This is a genomic window from Pseudomonas sp. B33.4 (genome assembly GCF_034555375.1).
In the GTDB taxonomy this organism is placed as follows: Bacteria; Pseudomonadota; Gammaproteobacteria; order Pseudomonadales; family Pseudomonadaceae; genus Aquipseudomonas.
In genome coordinates this window covers 786,982-805,763 of sequence record NZ_CP140706.1, presented here as the reverse complement: position 1 = coordinate 805,763, position 18,782 = coordinate 786,982, and the positions used below count along the sequence as shown (strand labels likewise).

The following is an 18,782-nucleotide window of genomic DNA, read 5'->3' as shown; positions in this document are numbered from 1 at the left end:
CTGTAAGAACTTTCCTGCGGGCAAAACAAAACCCCAACTGCTTTCGCAATTGGGGTTTCGGAATTTAATCTTGACGATGACCTACTCTCACATGGGGAAACCCCACACTACCATCGGCGATGCATCGTTTCACTGCTGAGTTCGGGATGGGATCAGGTGGTTCCAACGCTCTATGGTCGTCAAGAAATTCGGGTACTGAGTCGTGACCTTATGGCCTCGCTTCAGCAAATTGGGTACGTGATAGCTTTCGGTGTCTTGTGCTGCCTTTTTAGGTGCAGTCGAACTTTCGGTTCGTTTCGTCTTCACACACCGCAATCTGGTCTCTTCGACGCAAATTGCTTGGGTGTTATATGGTCAAGCCTCACGGGCAATTAGTATTGGTTAGCTCAACGCCTCACAGCGCTTACACACCCAACCTATCAACGTCGTAGTCTTCGACGGCCCTTCAGGGAACTCAAGGTTCCAGTGAGATCTCATCTTGAGGCAAGTTTCCCGCTTAGATGCTTTCAGCGGTTATCTTTCCCGAACATAGCTACCCGGCAATGCCACTGGCGTGACAACCGGAACACCAGAGGTTCGTCCACTCCGGTCCTCTCGTACTAGGAGCAGCCCCTCTCAAATCTCAAACGTCCACGGCAGATAGGGACCGAACTGTCTCACGACGTTCTAAACCCAGCTCGCGTACCACTTTAAATGGCGAACAGCCATACCCTTGGGACCGGCTTCAGCCCCAGGATGTGATGAGCCGACATCGAGGTGCCAAACACCGCCGTCGATATGAACTCTTGGGCGGTATCAGCCTGTTATCCCCGGAGTACCTTTTATCCGTTGAGCGATGGCCCTTCCATACAGAACCACCGGATCACTAAGACCTACTTTCGTACCTGCTCGACGTGTCTGTCTCGCAGTCAAGCGCGCTTTTGCCTTTATACTCTACGACCGATTTCCGACCGGTCTGAGCGCACCTTCGTACTCCTCCGTTACTCTTTAGGAGGAGACCGCCCCAGTCAAACTACCCACCATACACTGTCCTCGATCCGGATAACGGACCTGAGTTAGAACCTCAAAGTTGCCAGGGTGGTATTTCAAGGATGGCTCCACGCGAACTGGCGTCCACGCTTCAAAGCCTCCCACCTATCCTACACAAGCAAATTCAAAGTCCAGTGCAAAGCTATAGTAAAGGTTCACGGGGTCTTTCCGTCTAGCCGCGGATACACTGCATCTTCACAGCGATTTCAATTTCACTGAGTCTCGGGTGGAGACAGCGCCGCCATCGTTACGCCATTCGTGCAGGTCGGAACTTACCCGACAAGGAATTTCGCTACCTTAGGACCGTTATAGTTACGGCCGCCGTTTACCGGGGCTTCGATCAAGAGCTTCGCGTTAGCTAACCCCATCAATTAACCTTCCGGCACCGGGCAGGCGTCACACCCTATACGTCCACTTTCGTGTTTGCAGAGTGCTGTGTTTTTAATAAACAGTCGCAGCGGCCTGGTATCTTCGACCGGCATGAGCTTACGGAGCAAGTCCTTCACCCTCACCGGCGCACCTTCTCCCGAAGTTACGGTGCCATTTTGCCTAGTTCCTTCACCCGAGTTCTCTCAAGCGCCTTGGTATTCTCTACCCAACCACCTGTGTCGGTTTGGGGTACGGTTCCTGGTTACCTGAAGCTTAGAAGCTTTTCTTGGAAGCATGGCATCAACCACTTCGTGTTCTAAAAGAACACTCGTCATCAGCTCTCGGCCTTAAGATCCCGGATTTACCTAAGATCTCAGCCTACCACCTTAAACTTGGACAACCAACGCCAAGCTGGCCTAGCCTTCTCCGTCCCTCCATCGCAATAACCAGAAGTACAGGAATATTAACCTGTTTTCCATCGACTACGCTTTTCAGCCTCGCCTTAGGGACCGACTAACCCTGCGTCGATTAACGTTGCGCAGGAAACCTTGGTCTTTCGGCGTGGGTGTTTTTCACACCCATTGTCGTTACTCATGTCAGCATTCGCACTTCTGATACCTCCAGCAAGCTTCTCAACTCACCTTCACAGGCTTACAGAACGCTCCTCTACCGCATCACCCGAAGGTGATACCCGTAGCTTCGGTGTATGGTTTGAGCCCCGTTACATCTTCCGCGCAGGCCGACTCGACTAGTGAGCTATTACGCTTTCTTTAAAGGGTGGCTGCTTCTAAGCCAACCTCCTAGCTGTCTAAGCCTTCCCACATCGTTTCCCACTTAACCATAACTTTGGGACCTTAGCTGACGGTCTGGGTTGTTTCCCTTTTCACGACGGACGTTAGCACCCGCCGTGTGTCTCCCATGCTCGGCACTTGTAGGTATTCGGAGTTTGCATCGGTTTGGTAAGTCGGGATGACCCCCTAGCCGAAACAGTGCTCTACCCCCTACAGTGATACATGAGGCGCTACCTAAATAGCTTTCGAGGAGAACCAGCTATCTCCGAGCTTGATTAGCCTTTCACTCCGATCCACAGGTCATCCGCTAACTTTTCAACGGTAGTCGGTTCGGTCCTCCAGTTAGTGTTACCCAACCTTCAACCTGCCCATGGATAGATCGCCCGGTTTCGGGTCTATTCCCAGCGACTAGACGCCCTATTAAGACTCGCTTTCGCTACGCCTCCCCTATTCGGTTAAGCTCGCCACTGAAAATAAGTCGCTGACCCATTATACAAAAGGTACGCAGTCACAGAACAAAGTCTGCTCCCACTGCTTGTACGCATACGGTTTCAGGATCTATTTCACTCCCCTCTCCGGGGTTCTTTTCGCCTTTCCCTCACGGTACTAGTTCACTATCGGTCAGTCAGTAGTATTTAGCCTTGGAGGATGGTCCCCCCATATTCAGACAAAGTTTCTCGTGCTCCGTCCTACTCGATTTCATGACTAAGAGATTTTCGCGTACAGGGCTATCACCCACTATGGCCGCACTTTCCAGAGCGTTCCGCTAATCTCAAAGCCACTTAAGGGCTAGTCCCCGTTCGCTCGCCACTACTAAGGGAATCTCGGTTGATTTCTTTTCCTCAGGGTACTTAGATGTTTCAGTTCCCCTGGTTCGCTTCTTGCACCTATGTATTCAGTACAAGATAACCATCTTATGATGGCTGGGTTCCCCCATTCAGACATCTCCGGATCAAAGTCTGTTTGCCGACTCCCCGAAGCTTTTCGCAGGCTACCACGTCTTTCATCGCCTCTGACTGCCAAGGCATCCACCGTATGCGCTTCTTCACTTGACCATATAACCCCAAGCAATCTGGTTATACTGTGAAGACGACATTCGCCGAAAATTCGAATTTCTCAACTAAGAGAACTCACAAATTTTACCTTAGCCTGATCCGTTACCAGTGAAAGTAACGTTCAGTCTATCTTTCTATCACATACCCAAATTTTTAAAGAACGATCTAATCAAAAGACTAGAAATCAATATTCTCAGTGGAATACTCATTTCTAAGCTTTCAGAAGCAGTTATATGGTGGAGCCAAGCGGGATCGAACCGCTGACCTCCTGCGTGCAAGGCAGGCGCTCTCCCAGCTGAGCTATGGCCCCATAACAAAATTGGTGGGTCTGGGCAGATTCGAACTGCCGACCTCACCCTTATCAGGGGTGCGCTCTAACCAACTGAGCTACAGACCCAATTTCGAGCGCGTAACTGTTAGCTTGGAGCTATCAGCTTGGAGCTTAAAGCTGCTTCTATCGTCTTCTTCAATGAATCAAGCAATTCGTGTGGGAACTTATGGAGCAGCTGATGTCGTCGATTAAGGAGGTGATCCAGCCGCAGGTTCCCCTACGGCTACCTTGTTACGACTTCACCCCAGTCATGAATCACACCGTGGTAACCGTCCTCCCGAAGGTTAGACTAGCTACTTCTGGTGCAACCCACTCCCATGGTGTGACGGGCGGTGTGTACAAGGCCCGGGAACGTATTCACCGTGACATTCTGATTCACGATTACTAGCGATTCCGACTTCACGCAGTCGAGTTGCAGACTGCGATCCGGACTACGATCGGTTTTATGGGATTAGCTCCACCTCGCGGCTTGGCAACCCTTTGTACCGACCATTGTAGCACGTGTGTAGCCCAGGCCGTAAGGGCCATGATGACTTGACGTCATCCCCACCTTCCTCCGGTTTGTCACCGGCAGTCTCCTTAGAGTGCCCACCATAACGTGCTGGTAACTAAGGACAAGGGTTGCGCTCGTTACGGGACTTAACCCAACATCTCACGACACGAGCTGACGACAGCCATGCAGCACCTGTCTCAATGTTCCCGAAGGCACCAATCCATCTCTGGAAAGTTCATTGGATGTCAAGGCCTGGTAAGGTTCTTCGCGTTGCTTCGAATTAAACCACATGCTCCACCGCTTGTGCGGGCCCCCGTCAATTCATTTGAGTTTTAACCTTGCGGCCGTACTCCCCAGGCGGTCAACTTAATGCGTTAGCTGCGCCACTAAGAGCTCAAGGCTCCCAACGGCTAGTTGACATCGTTTACGGCGTGGACTACCAGGGTATCTAATCCTGTTTGCTCCCCACGCTTTCGCACCTCAGTGTCAGTATCAGTCCAGGTGGTCGCCTTCGCCACTGGTGTTCCTTCCTATATCTACGCATTTCACCGCTACACAGGAAATTCCACCACCCTCTACCATACTCTAGCTCGACAGTTTTGAATGCAGTTCCCAGGTTGAGCCCGGGGATTTCACATCCAACTTAACGAACCACCTACGCGCGCTTTACGCCCAGTAATTCCGATTAACGCTTGCACCCTCTGTATTACCGCGGCTGCTGGCACAGAGTTAGCCGGTGCTTATTCTGTCGGTAACGTCAAAACAGCAACGTATTAAGTTACTGCCCTTCCTCCCAACTTAAAGTGCTTTACAATCCGAAGACCTTCTTCACACACGCGGCATGGCTGGATCAGGCTTTCGCCCATTGTCCAATATTCCCCACTGCTGCCTCCCGTAGGAGTCTGGACCGTGTCTCAGTTCCAGTGTGACTGATCATCCTCTCAGACCAGTTACGGATCGTCGCCTTGGTGAGCCATTACCTCACCAACTAGCTAATCCGACCTAGGCTCATCTGATAGCGCAAGGCCCGAAGGTCCCCTGCTTTCTCCCGTAGGACGTATGCGGTATTAGCGTTCCTTTCGAAACGTTGTCCCCCACTACCAGGCAGATTCCTAGGCATTACTCACCCGTCCGCCGCTGAATCCAGGAGCAAGCTCCTCTCATCCGCTCGACTTGCATGTGTTAGGCCTGCCGCCAGCGTTCAATCTGAGCCATGATCAAACTCTTCAGTTCAAACATCTTTGGGTTTTTAAGAAACCCTAAACTTGGCTCAGCAATCGTTGGTTACATCTTTGATTTCTCGCGGAGTAACTTGTGATGCTGATAATCTTGTTGACTATCAGTCTGACTCCACAAGCACCCACACGAATTGCTTGATTCAGTTGTTAAAGAGCGGTTGGTTAAGATCTTTCGTCTCAACCGAGGCGCGCATTCTACAGCAGCCTCATTTGCTGTCAAGTGATTATTTTCAGAAGTTTTCGAAGAATTCTTCAACAACTTCAACCACTTGCGCTTCAGATCTCTCGTCAGCGGGAGGCGAATTCTACAGCGTTACACGCTGCTGTCAACACCTCTTTTTCAACTTCTTTCTGCGCTTCGATGAACTGAAGCAACCTGCTATCGAAACCTACTTAACTCATTGAATCTCAAGGAGTTTTCCGTTTCGACTGCGCCGGAAGTGGGGCGAATTATAGACATCTCAAATCTGCCGTCAACACCTATTTTCATAAATCTGTCACATCGGTCAAAAAAACCCGAAAACATGAAGGCCGACCCCACGGGGTCGGCCTTGTCTGCACTGCCCTTCTACTTACAAGCTAGGGAAGGCGAACTGTGAAGCCTCATGGCTCGCCCGTTGTGGCCAGCGCTGAGTGATCGCCTTGCGACGGGTGTAGAAGCGCACACCATCCGGACCATAAGCGTGCAGGTCGCCAAACAGCGAACGCTTCCAGCCGCCGAAGCTGTGGTAAGCCACCGGTACTGGCAGCGGCACGTTGACGCCAACCATGCCGACTTCGATCTCGTCGCAGAACAGACGCGCCGCTTCACCGTCACGGGTGAAGATGCAGGTGCCGTTGCCGTATTCGTGATCGTTGATCAGTTGCATCGCCTCTTCCAGGCTGTTCACGCGAACTATGCACAGGACCGGCCCGAAGATTTCTTCTTTATAGATGCGCATCTCCGGGGTGACGTTGTCGAACAGGCAGCCACCAAGGAAGAAGCCTTCCTCATGACCGGCCACGCTGAAACCACGACCGTCGACCACCAGGGTCGCGCCCGCTGCCACGCCGTCATCCACGTAACCACTAACCTTGTCACGCGCCTGACCTGTCACCAGTGGGCCCATGTCCAGGCCACACGAAGTGCCGGCACCGATTTTCAACGCTTTGATCTGCGGCACCAGTTTCGCCACCAGCGCATCCGCCACCTGGTCGCCCACACACACAGCAACCGAGATCGCCATGCAGCGTTCACCGCAAGAACCGTAGGCCGCGCCCATCAGTGCGCTGACCGCGTTGTCCAGATCGGCATCCGGCATGAGCACCGCGTGGTTCTTCGCACCGCCCAGTGCCTGAACGCGTTTGCCGCGCTTGGTGCCTTCGGCGTAGATGTATTCGGCAATCGGCGTCGAACCAACGAAGCTCAGCGCTTTGACTTCCGGCGCTTCGATCAGCGCGTCCACCGCAGTCTTGTCACCGTGCACCACGCTCATCACGCCTTTCGGCAGACCGGCTTCCAGCAGCAGCTGAGCGATCAGCAGTGTCGAGCTTGGGTCACGCTCGGACGGCTTGAGGATGAAGCAGTTGCCGCAGACGATGGCCAGCGGATACATCCACAGCGGCACCATGGCCGGAAAGTTGAACGGGGTGATACCGGCAACGATACCCAGTGGCTGGAAGTCCGACCATGCATCGATGTTCGGGCCGACGTTGCGGCTGTATTCGCCCTTGAGGATTTCCGGCGCTGCGCAAGCAAACTCGACGTTCTCGATGCCGCGCTTCAGTTCACCGGCGGCATCTTCCAGAGTTTTACCGTGTTCTTCGCTGATCAATTGCGAGATGCGCGCTTCGTTCTGCTCGAGCAGTTGCTTGAAGCGGAACATTACCTGAGCACGTTTGGCCGGTGGCGTGTTGCGCCAGGCCGGGAACGCAGCCTTGGCGGCATCGATGGCTTTCTGAATGGTGGCCTGGCTGGCCAGTGGCAGCTTGTGGATGGCCTGACCGGTGGACGGGTTGAACACATCAACCGCGCGACCGTTCTCGGTCACCAGTTCGCCATTGATCAAATGCGGGATAACGCTCATCGAAAACTCCTGAATTCTTGTCCACGGGCACCCGGTTAAGGAGTGCCCGTTTTTGTAGGTATATATAGAAGGAAAAATCAGTCGAGCTTGTTCAGCACTTCGCCGACCGCGTCGAACAGGCGATCGAGGTCTTGCGGCTTGCTGTTGAAGGTTGGGCCGAACTGCAAGGTGTCGCCGCCGAAGCGCACGTAGAACCCGGCTTTCCACAGGGCCATGCCCGCTTCGAACGGACGCACGATGGCGTCGCCGTCACGACCGGCAATCTGGATCGCACCGGCCAGGCCGAAGTTACGGATGTCGATAACGTGTTTGGAGCCTTTCAGACCATGCAGCGCGTTTTCGAAATGCGGCGCGACTTCGGCGACGCTCTGCACCAGATTCTCTTTTTGCAGCAGGTCGAGCGCCGCCAGGCCAGCGGCGCAGGCCACCGGGTGCGCCGAGTAGGTATAGCCGTGGGGGAATTCCACCGCGTATTCCGGAGTCGGCTGATTCATGAAGGTCTGGTAGATCTCGGAGCTGGCAATCACCGCGCCCATCGGGATCGCGCCGTTGGTGACTTGCTTGGCGATGCACATCAGGTCCGGGGTGACGCCAAAGGTGTCGGCGCCGAACATGTTGCCGGTACGGCCGAAACCGGTGATCACTTCGTCGAACACCAGCAGGATGTTGTGCTGATCGCAGATCTCGCGCAGACGCTTCAGGTAACCCTGTGGCGGCACCAGTACGCCGGCGGAACCGGCCATCGGTTCTACGAATACCGCAGCGATGTTCGAAGCATCGTGCAGTTCGATCAGTTTCAGCAGCTCATCGGCCAAGGCGATACCGCCCTGCTCCGGCATGCCACGAGAGAACGCATTGCTCGCCAGCAAAGTGTGCGGCAGGTGATCGACGTCCATCATCGCCTGACCGAACAATTTGCGGTTGCCGTTGACGCCGCCGAGGCTGGTGCCGGCGATGTTCACACCGTGGTAACCACGGGCACGGCCGATCATTTTGGTCTTGGTCGCCTGACCTTTCAGGCGCCAGTAGGCACGGACCATTTTCACCGCAGTGTCAGCGCACTCGGAACCCGAGTCAGTGAAGAACACGTGGTTGAGGTTGCCCGGGGTCAGCTCGGTGATTTTCTCGGCCAGTTGGAACGACAGCGGGTGACCGTACTGGAAGCCCGGCGAGTAATCGAGGGTGCCCAATTGCTTGGAAACTGCTTCCTGAATTTCCTTGCGGGTGTGACCCGCGCCGCAGGTCCACAGTCCGGACAGCGAGTCATATACCTTGCGGCCCTTGTCATCGATCAGCCAGCTGCCTTCGGCGCCAACGATCAGACGCGGATCGCGCTGGAAGTTGCGGTTGGCGGTGTACGGCATCCAGTGCGCGTCCAGCTTCAGTTGGCTGGCCAGTGGCGACTGAGCGTTTTCAGGCATGTTCATCGGGCAAAACCTCGCAGGGCATAAGCGTCAGGGAGATAAAAAGCGTTGTTGCAGCTAAATTGCCACGGCGATAAAGTCGGTGAAATTCAACTCTTCTAACCTTCAGTTAGAACTTCGCTAAACAATGAGAACAATAAGATGAGCAGCCGCCGTCCCGATCCGCTGGCCCAGGTCAGTGACTTTGATATTCGCCTATTGCGGATTTTTCGCAGCGTGGTGGAATGCGGCGGCTTCTCGGCAGCGGAAACCGTGCTCGGCATTGGGCGCTCGGCAATCAGTCAGCAGATGAGCGATCTGGAGCAGCGTCTCGGTTTACGTTTGTGTCAGCGCGGCCGCGCCGGTTTTTCGCTGACCGAAGAAGGCCGTGAGGTGTATCAATCGGCGCTGCAGCTATTAAGCGCGCTGGAAAGCTTTCGCACCGAGGTCAACGGGCTGCACCAACATTTGCGCGGTGAGCTGATCATTGGCCTGACCGACAACCTCGTCACCCTCCCCCACATGCGCATCACCCACGCCCTCGCACAGTTGAAGGAGCGCGGGCCGGATGTGCAGATTCAGATCCGCATGATTGCGCCGAACGAAGTCGAGCAAGGTGTGCTCGATGGGCGTTTGCATGTCGGCGTGGTGCCGCAGGCCAGTGCGTTGTCGGGACTGGAATATCAGCCGCTGTACAGCGAGCGTTCGCTGCTTTATTGCGCGGTGGGCCATCCGCTGTTTTATGTTGATGACAAGCAACTGGATGACGAACGCTTGAACAGCCAGGACGCGATTGCGCCAACGTTTCGGTTGCCGGCGGATATTCAGGCGCACTACCAGGCGCTCAATTGCACGGCCAGTGCTTCTGACCGTGAGGGTATGGCGTTTTTGATTTTGACCGGGCGCTACATTGGGTATTTGCCGGATCATTACGCCAGTCTTTGGGTGCAGCAGGGGCGTTTGCGTGCGTTGAAAGCAGGAACGCGGTTTTACGATTTGAGTCTGGCATCGGTCACGCGCAAGGGGCGGCGCCCTCATTTGGTGCTGGAGAGCTTTTTGGAGAGTCTGGCGGCGACGCGTTGATAATGCGCGCGACGTTGGTTAGGTACAGCAAGATCAAGGGATCGCAGCCTTCGGCAGCTCCTACAGGGGGGATAAGTTGAGCAAGTGGACAGGTTTTTGCAGAGGGGGAATTACTTCGTTCCTTTGATAAGAAGCCTTAAGCCATGCAGCCAGATTCCGCACCGTCCAGCGACCTGATCTACGGCCTCAACGACCGCCCCAAACCACTCGCCGCAACTCTAGCGGCGCTGCAACACGTGCTCGCCAGTTTCGTCGGCATCATCACCCCGCCGCTGGTGATCGGCTCGGCGCTCGGGCTGACCGCGTATCTGCCGTACCTGATCAGCATGGCGTTGATGGTCTCAGGTGTTGGCACCTTCATTCAGGCGCGGCGACCGTTCGGCATTGGCGCGGGGATGATCTGCCTGCAGGGCACCAGTTTCGCCTTTCTCGGTGCGGTGCTGTCGGCTGGTTTTCTGGTCAAGCAACGCGGCGGCAGCCCGGAAGACATTCTGGCGATGATCTTCGGCGTGTGCTTTTTCGGCGCGATCGTGCAGATCGTCCTCAGCCGTTTCATTGGTCAATTGCGCCGCGTAGTCACGCCGCTGGTGACCGGGATCGTTATCACCCTGATCGGCATCAGCCTGATCAAGGTCGGCATCACTGATCTGGGCGGAGGTTTCAATGCGCCGGACTTCGGCGCGCCGGGCAATCTGGCACTGGGCGTTTTCGTGTTGCTGACGATCATTCTGCTCAACCGCTCGAACACGCCTTGGGTGCGTTTGTCGGCCATCATCATCGGTTTGCTGCTCGGCAGCCTGGCCGCGTGGTTCAGTGGGAAACTGGTGCCGCAGCCATTGCCTGACTTGCCACTGGTGAGTTTTCCTACGCCGTTCAAGTTTGGCTTCAGCTTCGACTGGACGGCTTTCCTGCCGGTCGCGCTGATTTATCTGATCAGCACCATCGAAACCGTCGGCGACCTCACCGCCAACTGCATGCTCGCGCGTCAACCGATCAGCGGTCCTTCTTATATAAGCCGCCTGCGCGGTGGCGTGCTCGGTGATGGTGTGAGCTGCATGATCGCCGCGACCTTCAGCGCTTTCCCCAACACCACGTTCGCGCAGAACAACGGCGTGATCCAGTTGACCGGCGTCGCCAGCCGCTATGTCGGTTTGTACATTGGCGCGATCCTGTTTTGTCTCGGTATGTTCCCGATGATCGGCGCGGTGCTGCAACAGATTCCGAAACCGGTGCTCGGCGGCGCGACCCTGGTGATGTTCGGCGCGGTGGCCGCTGCCGGCGTGCGCATCCTCGCGCAGTCACCGCTGGATCGCCGCAGCATGTTGATCATCGCCACTTCGTTCGGCGTCGGCCTGGGTATTGCTGCGCAACCGAACCTGCTGCACCTGCTGCCGAAACTGGTGCAGAACCTGTTCGACTCGGCGATCACCAGCGGCGGCCTGACCGCGATCATCCTTTGTCTGCTGCTGCCGGAGTCGAAAACCGAGGTCGCTGAAGTGCACCCGCCGCTGAACAAGATCGAACAGGCGTAACGGTTTTATCGCTCAAACACTTGTCGGATGCCTGTGGGTGCGCTATCAACGCAACTGGTTGCACCCACAGACAAACCCGGAAGTGCCTATGACCTTTGAAGTCCCAGCCCATGGCGGCAAACCCGCCAGCCGCATTCGTCAGAAGAACGAAGAGACCATCCTCAAAGCCGCCGAAGACGAGTTCGCCCGTCACGGGTACAAAGGCACCAGCATGAACACCATCGCCCAGAATGCCGGGTTGCCCAAGGCGAACCTGCATTACTACTTCACCAACAAACTCGGTTTGTACGTGGCGGTGTTGAGCAACATCATCGAGTTGTGGGACAGCACCTTCAATACGCTCACCGCCGAGGACGATCCGGCCGAAGCGCTGACCCGCTACATCCGCGCCAAGATGGAATTCTCCCGGCGCCAGCCGCAAGCCTCGCGAATCTTTGCGATGGAAGTGATCAGCGGCGGCGAATGCCTGAGCGAATATTTCAATCAGGATTACCGCGCCTGGTTCACCGGCCGTGCGGCGGTGTTTCAGGCATGGATCGATGCGGGCAAAATGGACCCGGTCGATCCGGTGCACCTGATCTTCCTGTTGTGGGGCAGCACCCAGCATTATGCTGACTTCGCCACGCAGATCTGCCGCGTCAGCGGTCGCAGCAAGTTGACCAAGCAGGACATGGAAGACGCCGGCAACAACCTGATTCGCATCATTCTCAAAGGCTGCGGCCTCACTCCTTCTGTATAAGACGTTTATGCCTTTCACCCTCAGCGGTTTTTGCGAGTACCGCGAAGAGATTCGCAAAAGCCGCTTTATCACTTTCGCCACGCCGATCGGCAGCCCTGCCGATGCGCAGGCGTTCTTTGAACAGCACAGCGATTTGAACGCCTCGCACAATTGCTGGGCGTGGAAACTCGGCGATCAATATCGCAGCAATGACGATGGTGAACCGGGCGGTACTGCGGGGCGACCGATTCTGGCGGCGATTGAAGCGCAGGATTGTGATCAGGTCGCAGTGCTGGTGATTCGTTGGTACGGCGGCATTCAACTCGGCACCGGCGGTTTGGCCCGGGCGTATGGCGGGGGCGCGAACAAGTGTTTGCAGACGGCAGCGAAGGTTGAGTTGATCAGCCGGGTACCGTTGAGTTGCGCTTGCGGGTTTGCCGAGTTGGCGTTGGTGAAGTTGCGCGTTGCCGATCTGGGTGGATTGGTAGTGGAGGAAAACTTCACGGCGAACGGGGTCGAGTTGAAGTTAGCGGTGGGTGAGGCGCAAATCGATGTCTTGCAAACCCAGCTAGCGGATTTGAGCCGTGGGCGGATTTTGTTGCAGCGGTGAAGCAAGATCAAAAGATCGCAGCGTTCCGCAGCTCCTACGGGGATCCGGGTTTGTCATGAATTTCGTTGGTGATACCGGTATCAGCGTTTTCGTGTAGGAGCTGCCGAAGGCTGCGATCTTTTGGGGCGCCCCCGAAATTTCTTATTCCACAGACTTGCCCACATCTGCTGTGCACCCGACTGTGGATAACCTGAGTACATCCCGCTGTAACCCTTCTGTCACGTGGCTTTGCGCGGTTTGTTCACTTTTCGTTCAATTCACCCGACGAAACGAATTTTTCAAACAGAAACAATCAGTTAGCACGGTTTATCACCATTAGAAGAAAGCACCGCAGTGCTTATGCCCGGGTTTGCAGCTTGCACACAATAACTGTGGAGCAACCTGTGGATAACCCGTTCATGACCGCCGCAGTCGCAGGTTCTGCCTAGCCCCCACGGGTTTGCTCGTTTTTTGATCAGTTGCCAACGGGCAAAACTGGAGCCCGATCAACGGCTTTGCGCTGAAATGGTGCTGCGAATCCCGCCGATTTTCACCGCAATGCTCTGCGCCGAGCGCCCTCACCCGCAGCCCGCTCGCGTTCCTGACTCAATGGCCAGGAAATTGCTTTATCCACAGGCACAACTCCAAGCCAGTCGAGCCTGTCATGCCAATCGCTCCACCCCTCCCGCGCCTGCAACTGCGCCACATCAGTAAACGCTACCCCGGTTGCCTGGCCAACGACGCCATCGACCTGAGCATCGCGCCGGGGGAAATTCATGCCCTGCTCGGTGAAAACGGGGCGGGCAAAAGTACCTTGATGAAAATCATCTACGGCGTCACCCAGGCCGACGACGGGGAAATGCTCTGGCAAGGCCAACGCGTCAACATCCGCAACCCGGCACAGGCACGGCAGTTGGGCATCGGCATGGTGTTCCAGCATTTCTCGCTGTTCGAAACCCTCAGCGTCGCACAGAACATTGCGCTGGCGATGGGCGCTGCGGCCGGGACACCGAAACAACTGGAGCCGAAGATTCGTGAAGTGTCGCGTCGTTATGGCATGGCGCTGGAGCCGGAGCGACTTGTCCACAGTCTGTCGATCGGCGAGCGGCAGCGCGTGGAAATCATTCGTTGCCTGATGCAGGACATTCGTCTGCTGATTCTCGACGAACCGACGTCGGTGCTGACGCCGCAAGAGGCCGATGAATTGTTTATCACCCTGCGCCGTCTCGCCGCCGAAGGCTGCAGCATTCTGTTCATCAGCCATAAGCTCGGTGAAGTACGGGCGCTGTGTCACAGCGCGACAGTTTTGCGCGGCGGGCGCGTGGCCGGGCATTGCGTGCCGGCCGAATGCTCGGATCAGCAGTTGGCGCAGTTGATGGTTGGCGAAGCGGCGGCGTTGATTGGCGACTATCCGAAGGTCAGCGGTGGCGCGGCGTTTTTGCAGGTGAAGGGCTTGAGTTGGCACAACCCGGATCCATTTGGTTGCTCGCTGGCGGACATCAATCTACAGGTACGTAGTGGCGAAATCGTCGGCATCGCCGGCGTTGCCGGTAATGGTCAGGATGAGTTGCTGGCCCTGCTCAGCGGCGAACAAACCTTGCCTGGGGCGGAAGCCGCGACCATTCGATTCGCTGAGCAACACGTCGCCGATTTGCGCCCGGATGCGCGCCGCAAACTCGGCCTGGCGTTCGTGCCGGCAGAGCGTCTCGGCCACGGCGCGGTGCCGGAATTGAGTCTCGCCGATAACGCCCTGCTCACCGCGTTCCAGCAAGGCCTGGTCAGCCATGGTTTGATCGAACGCGGCAAGGTCGAAGCCCTCGCCCAACAAATCATTCAGCGTTTCGGCGTAAAAACTCCGGACGCGCAAACCGCCGCGCGCAGCCTGTCCGGCGGCAACCTGCAGAAATTCATCCTCGGCCGGGAAATCCTCCAGCAACCGAAACTGCTGATCGCCGCGCACCCGACCTGGGGCGTCGACGTCGGCGCCGCCGCGACCATCCACCGTGCATTGATCGCGTTGCGCGATGCCGGCGCGGCGATTCTGGTGATCTCCGAAGACCTCGACGAACTGTTTCAGATCAGCGATCGCCTCGGCGCCTTGTGTGATGGGCGCCTGTCGGCATTACAGAACACCACCGATACGCAACTCAGCGACGTCGGCGGCTGGATGGCCGGTCAGTTCGACCACGCGCTTTCAGCCGCTACGGTTTAACGGAGTTATACACATGCTGCTTTCCCTCGAACCCCGTGGCCAGCAATCGCGATTGATGCTGTGGTGCTCGCCTTTACTGGCAGCGGCGCTGACACTTGGCTGCGGCTCGCTGCTGTTCATCGCCCTCGGTCATGACCCGCTGCAAACCTTGCACACGCTGCTGATTTCACCGGTCAGCGATATGTATGGCGTCTCCGAATTGCTGGTCAAAGCGTTGCCGATTCTGCTTTGCGCTTTGGGTCTGGCGGTGGCGTATCAGGCGCGGATCTGGAACATCGGCGCCGAAGGTCAATTGCTCCTCGGCGCACTCGCCGGCAGTGCCTTGGCGGTGAACATCATCGGCATGCAAAACCGTTGGGCACTGGTGTTGATTCTGCTCACCGGCACCCTCGCCGGCGCGGCGTGGGCCGGGCTCACCGCGTGGTTGCGCACGCGCTTCAACGCCAACGAAATCCTCACCAGCATCATGCTCAATTACATCGCCCTGAACCTGTTGCTGTTCTGCGTGCACGGGCCGTTGAAGGATCCCGCCGGTTTCAACTTTCCCGAGTCGGCGATGTTCGGCGACGCCAGTCGTTTGCCGCTGCTGATGGAGGATGGCCGCGTGCATGCCGGGGTGTATTTCGCCCTGCTCGCATTGGTCGCGGTGTGGGTGTTGTTGCAGAAAAGCTTTGTCGGTTTCCAGATCAAAGTGCTTGGCCTGGACAAACGTGCGGCGGGGTTTGTCGGCTTTCGCGAGAAGCGTTTGATCTGGCTGGCGCTGTTGATCAGTGGCGGATTGGCGGGGCTGGCGGGTGTCTGCGAAGTGACCGGGCCGATCGGCCAATTGGTGCCGCAGGTGTCACCGGGGTATGGCTATGCGGCGATTACCGTGGCGTTTCTTGGGCGTCTGAATCCGATCGGGATTCTGTTTTCGAGTCTGTTGATGGCGCTGCTGTACATCGGTGGCGAGAGCGCGCAAATGACGATGAACCTGCCGCAAGCGATCACCCAGTTGTTTCAGGGAATGATGCTGTTTTTCCTGCTCGCCTGTGACGTGCTGATCCTCTATCGGCCACGCCTGAACCTGCGCTGGGTGAAGCGTACTTCGACCACTGCCGTAACCGCCGGAGCGCTGTGATGGATATCGACCTGTTGAGCAATATTTTCTACGCCATGGTGCGTTGCGGCACGCCGCTGTTGCTGGTGGCGCTGGGTGAACTGATCTGCGAGAAGAGCGGCGTGCTCAACCTCGGTCAGGAAGGGATGATGCTGTTTGGCGCGGTGATCGGTTTTATCGTCGCGCTGAACAGCGGCAACCTGTGGTTGGGCGTGCTGCTGGCGATGCTGGCCGGGATGTTGCTGTCGTCGCTGTTTGCCTTGGTGGCGCTGGTGTTCAACGCCAATCAGGTGGCGACCGGGTTGGCGCTGACGATTTTTGGCGTCGGGCTGTCGACCTTTGTCGGCGCGGCTTGGGTGGGCAAACCGTTGGAGGGTTTTGAGCCGCTGGCGATTCCTTATCTGAGTGAGATTCCGCTGATCGGGCGGATGCTGTTTGCTCAGGATTTGCTGGTGTACCTGTCGTTTGCGCTGTTTGCGCTGGTGGCGTGGGTGATCATCAAAAGTCGTGTCGGGCTGATCATTCAGGCAGTCGGTGAGAACCCGGATGCGGCCAGTGCGATGGGCTTGCCAGTGTTGACCGTGCGTACCTCGGCGGTGCTGTTTGGCGGGGCGATGGCCGGGTTGGCGGGAGCTTATTTGTCGCTGGCGTACACGCCGATGTGGGCGGAAAACATGACCGCCGGGCGTGGCTGGATCGCGCTGGCGCTGGTGGTGTTTGCCAGTTGGCGGGTGTGGCGGTTGTTGCTTGGGGCGTATCTGTTTGGCCTCGCCAGCATCCTGCATTTGGTGGCGCAGGGATTGGGGCTGGCGATCCCATCGAGTTTGCTGGCGATGCTGCCGTATGTGGCGACGATTGTGGTGCTGGTGCTGTTGTCGCGCGATGCGCTGCGCACGCGGCTGTATGCGCCGGTGTCGCTTGGGCAGCCTTGGCAGGCGGGGCATTGATGCAGTGACCTTGTTGGCCCTATCGCGAGCAGGCTCACTCCTACATTGGATCGGGTTCACAACTCCCTTGTAGGAGTGAGCCTGCTCGCGATGGCTTTTCAACAGGCAATACTTGAGCAATGCCCCACGCCAGTTCGAAGACCAGGAAAACAATCAGAATCGAACTGGCACCGTGAAGCAAGGCATACGCCTGCCAAGCCGCAAACAGAAACCGCGCCACCGCGTCATACCATCCATAAAGCGCCTGCGGATCACGAATCCGCAGCACCGCCCAGACGCACACCACCGAACCCAACAGATTCGCCATCAACAGATGCACAGGTTGAAACGCCGGCAGCTCACCTGGCAAATTCAGTGCGCTCAACAACCCGTGCACAAAGGCAAAACTCCACGGCGTGGCAAACGCTGCCGTGACGATCAGGTCATACCAGGCGCTGCCGCGCACCACGTGGCGATACTGCGTTGAAGTCCACATCATCCATGCTCCAGAAATTCAGGGAGCAACCACGGTAAAGCCTGGAGTATGCTCCAGGGTCAATAGCCCTTTTTGAGAGCCCGCATGCGCATCGGTGAATTAGCCCAGGCCAGCGCCGTCAGCCGTGACACCCTGCGTTTCTACGAGCAGCGCGGGTTGATCGCGGCGCAACGCAGTGCCAACGGTTATCGCGACTATCCGCCGGAGATGGTGCAACTGGTGCTCTATATCAAAACCGCGCAACGCCTGGGATTTACCCTCGGCGAGATCGGTGACAGCGTTGCTGCGTTGTGGAACGCGCCCGATCCGGACAGCGCCGTGGCGCAGTTGCTGCGCGACAAACTGCAACTGATCGAAACCCGCATGCGCGAACTCGACGTACTGCGGCAAGAGCTGCAACTTCGGCTCGGTCAGGCCTGTCCATTGAATCCATGAACCTCATTCATCAAGGAAGCCCATCATGTCTGGAAAAAACGCACTGATCATCGGCGCCTCCCGGGGCCTGGGCCTCGGTCTGGTGAAAACCCTGTTGGCCGACGGCTGGCAAGTCACCGCCACCGTGCGCAATCCTGCCAATGCCGATGCGCTCCAAGCATTAGGCAAGGTGCGGATCGAGAAGCTCGACATGGACGACCAGCAAGCGGTCATTGCTCTGAGCCAACAGCTCAAGGGCGACACCTTCGACCTGCTGTTCGTCAACGCCGGGGTCAAAGGCCCGGCCGATCAAACCCCGGGCGGCGCGACACTGGCTGAAGTCGGTCAGTTGTTTTTCACCAACGCGGTGGCGCCGATCAATCTGGCTCAGCGTTTTGCCGGGCAGATTCGTGACGGCAGCGGTGTGCTGGCGTTCATGAGTTCCGGACTGGGTAGCGTGACCGTGCCGGACGCGCCGGAGCTGGCGCTGTACAAGGCGAGCAAGGCTGCGCTGAATTCGATGACCAACAGTTTTGTCACGCAATTGGGCGAGCAGAAGATGACGGTGTTGTCACTGCATCCGGGTTGGGTGAAGACCGATATGGGCGGCGAAGGCGCGGATCTGGATGTCGAAACCAGCACCCGTGGATTGATTGATCAGGTGAATGCGTACACCGGCAAGGGCGGGCATCACTTCATCAACTACAAGGGTGAAACGATTCCCTGGTAATTGATGATCCCCCTGTAGGAGCTGCCGAAGGCTGCGATCTTTTGATCTTTAAAACAAAATCAAAAGATCGCAGCCTTCGGCAGCTCCTACAGGGGTTGTGTATTTTGGTGATGTTGTCCTGTCGGGTTGGGCTTGCCCGCTGCAACAATTTGTTTGAAACTGCGCACCTCGTCCCCGCGGCGACCCTGGATCAGCAGACAGGGCATCA

Annotated in this window: 12 protein-coding genes, 2 tRNA genes and 3 rRNA genes; 9 read left to right on the top strand and 8 right to left on the bottom strand. The window is 56.8% G+C overall.

Annotated elements, in window-relative coordinates; translation table 11 throughout:
- Positions 1 to 68: 68 nt before the first annotated feature.
- From rrf to U6037_RS03420, 7 genes are all read right to left on the bottom strand, one after another.
- Positions 69 to 184: ribosomal RNA gene (gene rrf / locus U6037_RS03450) — 5S ribosomal RNA — on the bottom strand.
- Positions 185 to 350: 166 nt separating this feature from the next.
- Positions 351 to 3,244 (bottom strand): 23S ribosomal RNA (locus U6037_RS03445).
- 234 nt (positions 3,245 to 3,478) lie between these two features.
- Positions 3,479 to 3,554: transfer RNA gene (locus U6037_RS03440), tRNA-Ala, on the bottom strand.
- 10 nt (positions 3,555 to 3,564) lie between these two features.
- Positions 3,565 to 3,641, bottom strand: a tRNA-Ile gene (locus U6037_RS03435).
- Positions 3,642 to 3,764: 123 nt separating this feature from the next.
- A 16S ribosomal RNA gene (locus U6037_RS03430) occupies positions 3,765 to 5,301 on the bottom strand.
- Together the 16S, 23S and 5S rRNA genes with 2 tRNA genes alongside form the textbook arrangement of a ribosomal RNA operon.
- Positions 5,302 to 5,878: 577 nt before the next feature.
- The gene (locus U6037_RS03425) at positions 5,879 to 7,372 is read right to left on the bottom strand and encodes a CoA-acylating methylmalonate-semialdehyde dehydrogenase (protein WP_064118435.1); all 1,494 of its coding nucleotides are present in this window, start codon (positions 7,370 to 7,372) and stop codon (positions 5,879 to 5,881) included.
- Positions 7,373 to 7,449: 77 nt separating this feature from the next.
- The gene (locus U6037_RS03420; RefSeq protein WP_212546374.1) at positions 7,450 to 8,799 is read right to left on the bottom strand and encodes an aspartate aminotransferase family protein; all 1,350 of its coding nucleotides are present in this window, start codon (positions 8,797 to 8,799) and stop codon (positions 7,450 to 7,452) included.
- A gap of 138 nt (positions 8,800 to 8,937) precedes the next feature.
- Between U6037_RS03420 and U6037_RS03415 the strand changes: the two genes are divergently transcribed.
- The 7 genes from U6037_RS03415 (at position 8,938) to U6037_RS03385 (ending at position 16,955) form a co-directional block, all read left to right on the top strand.
- On the top strand, positions 8,938 to 9,858 hold the full coding sequence (locus U6037_RS03415) for a LysR family transcriptional regulator (protein ID WP_053116962.1): 921 nt from the start codon (positions 8,938 to 8,940) through the stop codon (positions 9,856 to 9,858).
- Between the two features lie 143 nt (positions 9,859 to 10,001).
- Positions 10,002 to 11,390, top strand: coding sequence for a nucleobase:cation symporter-2 family protein (locus U6037_RS03410; protein WP_322845808.1), 1,389 nt, complete (start codon positions 10,002 to 10,004; stop codon positions 11,388 to 11,390).
- Between the two features lie 88 nt (positions 11,391 to 11,478).
- Positions 11,479 to 12,129 (top strand): TetR/AcrR family transcriptional regulator, encoded by a 651-nt coding sequence (locus U6037_RS03405; protein WP_122594969.1) that lies wholly within the window; start codon positions 11,479 to 11,481, stop codon positions 12,127 to 12,129.
- A 7-nt stretch (positions 12,130 to 12,136) separates the two neighbouring features.
- Positions 12,137 to 12,718, top strand: a complete 582-nt coding sequence (locus U6037_RS03400; protein WP_322845807.1) for a YigZ family protein — start codon at positions 12,137 to 12,139, stop codon at positions 12,716 to 12,718.
- Positions 12,719 to 13,361: 643 nt separating this feature from the next.
- On the top strand, positions 13,362 to 14,909 hold the full coding sequence (locus tag U6037_RS03395) for an ABC transporter ATP-binding protein (protein ID WP_322845806.1): 1,548 nt from the start codon (positions 13,362 to 13,364) through the stop codon (positions 14,907 to 14,909).
- A gap of 13 nt (positions 14,910 to 14,922) precedes the next feature.
- Positions 14,923 to 16,029: an ABC transporter permease gene (locus U6037_RS03390; protein WP_322845805.1), complete on the top strand. Its 1,107-nt coding sequence runs from the start codon at positions 14,923 to 14,925 to the stop codon at positions 16,027 to 16,029.
- A complete protein-coding gene (locus U6037_RS03385) occupies positions 16,029 to 16,955 on the top strand; it encodes an ABC transporter permease (protein WP_322845804.1) in 927 nt (308 codons plus the stop codon). The genes U6037_RS03390 and U6037_RS03385 overlap by 1 nt, the downstream gene beginning before the upstream one ends.
- 40 nt (positions 16,956 to 16,995) lie before the next feature.
- Here U6037_RS03385 and U6037_RS03380 read toward each other — a convergent pair whose 3' ends face one another.
- The gene (locus U6037_RS03380) at positions 16,996 to 17,430 is read right to left on the bottom strand and encodes a hypothetical protein (protein WP_322847279.1); all 435 of its coding nucleotides are present in this window, start codon (positions 17,428 to 17,430) and stop codon (positions 16,996 to 16,998) included.
- 84 nt (positions 17,431 to 17,514) lie between these two features.
- Between U6037_RS03380 and U6037_RS03375 the strand changes: the two genes are divergently transcribed.
- The gene (locus U6037_RS03375) at positions 17,515 to 17,865 is read left to right on the top strand and encodes a MerR family transcriptional regulator (protein WP_322845803.1); all 351 of its coding nucleotides are present in this window, start codon (positions 17,515 to 17,517) and stop codon (positions 17,863 to 17,865) included.
- A gap of 25 nt (positions 17,866 to 17,890) precedes the next feature.
- On the top strand, positions 17,891 to 18,574 hold the full coding sequence (locus U6037_RS03370; RefSeq protein ID WP_416221699.1) for an SDR family oxidoreductase: 684 nt from the start codon (positions 17,891 to 17,893) through the stop codon (positions 18,572 to 18,574).
- Positions 18,575 to 18,782 lie beyond the last annotated feature (208 nt).

Excerpts from the sequence above, each read along its gene's own strand:
- U6037_RS03370 (WP_416221699.1), top strand. The coding sequence starts at position 17,891 with ATGTCTGGAAAAAACGCACTGATCATCGGCGCCTCCCGGGGCCTGGGC.
- U6037_RS03400 (WP_322845807.1), top strand. The coding sequence starts at position 12,137 with ATGCCTTTCACCCTCAGCGGTTTTTGCGAGTACCGCGAAGAGATTCGC.
- U6037_RS03410 (WP_322845808.1), top strand. The coding sequence starts at position 10,002 with ATGCAGCCAGATTCCGCACCGTCCAGCGACCTGATCTACGGCCTCAAC.
- U6037_RS03405 (WP_122594969.1), top strand. The coding sequence starts at position 11,479 with ATGACCTTTGAAGTCCCAGCCCATGGCGGCAAACCCGCCAGCCGCATT.
- U6037_RS03395 (WP_322845806.1), top strand. The coding sequence starts at position 13,362 with ATGCCAATCGCTCCACCCCTCCCGCGCCTGCAACTGCGCCACATCAGT.
- U6037_RS03425 (WP_064118435.1), bottom strand. The coding sequence starts at position 7,372 with ATGAGCGTTATCCCGCATTTGATCAATGGCGAACTGGTGACCGAGAAC.
- U6037_RS03380 (WP_322847279.1), bottom strand. The coding sequence starts at position 17,430 with ATGTGGACTTCAACGCAGTATCGCCACGTGGTGCGCGGCAGCGCCTGG.
- U6037_RS03375 (WP_322845803.1), top strand. The coding sequence starts at position 17,515 with ATGCGCATCGGTGAATTAGCCCAGGCCAGCGCCGTCAGCCGTGACACC.
- U6037_RS03390 (WP_322845805.1), top strand. The coding sequence starts at position 14,923 with ATGCTGCTTTCCCTCGAACCCCGTGGCCAGCAATCGCGATTGATGCTG.
- U6037_RS03415 (WP_053116962.1), top strand. The coding sequence starts at position 8,938 with ATGAGCAGCCGCCGTCCCGATCCGCTGGCCCAGGTCAGTGACTTTGAT.
- U6037_RS03420 (WP_212546374.1), bottom strand. The coding sequence starts at position 8,799 with ATGAACATGCCTGAAAACGCTCAGTCGCCACTGGCCAGCCAACTGAAG.
- U6037_RS03385 (WP_322845804.1), top strand. The coding sequence starts at position 16,029 with ATGGATATCGACCTGTTGAGCAATATTTTCTACGCCATGGTGCGTTGC.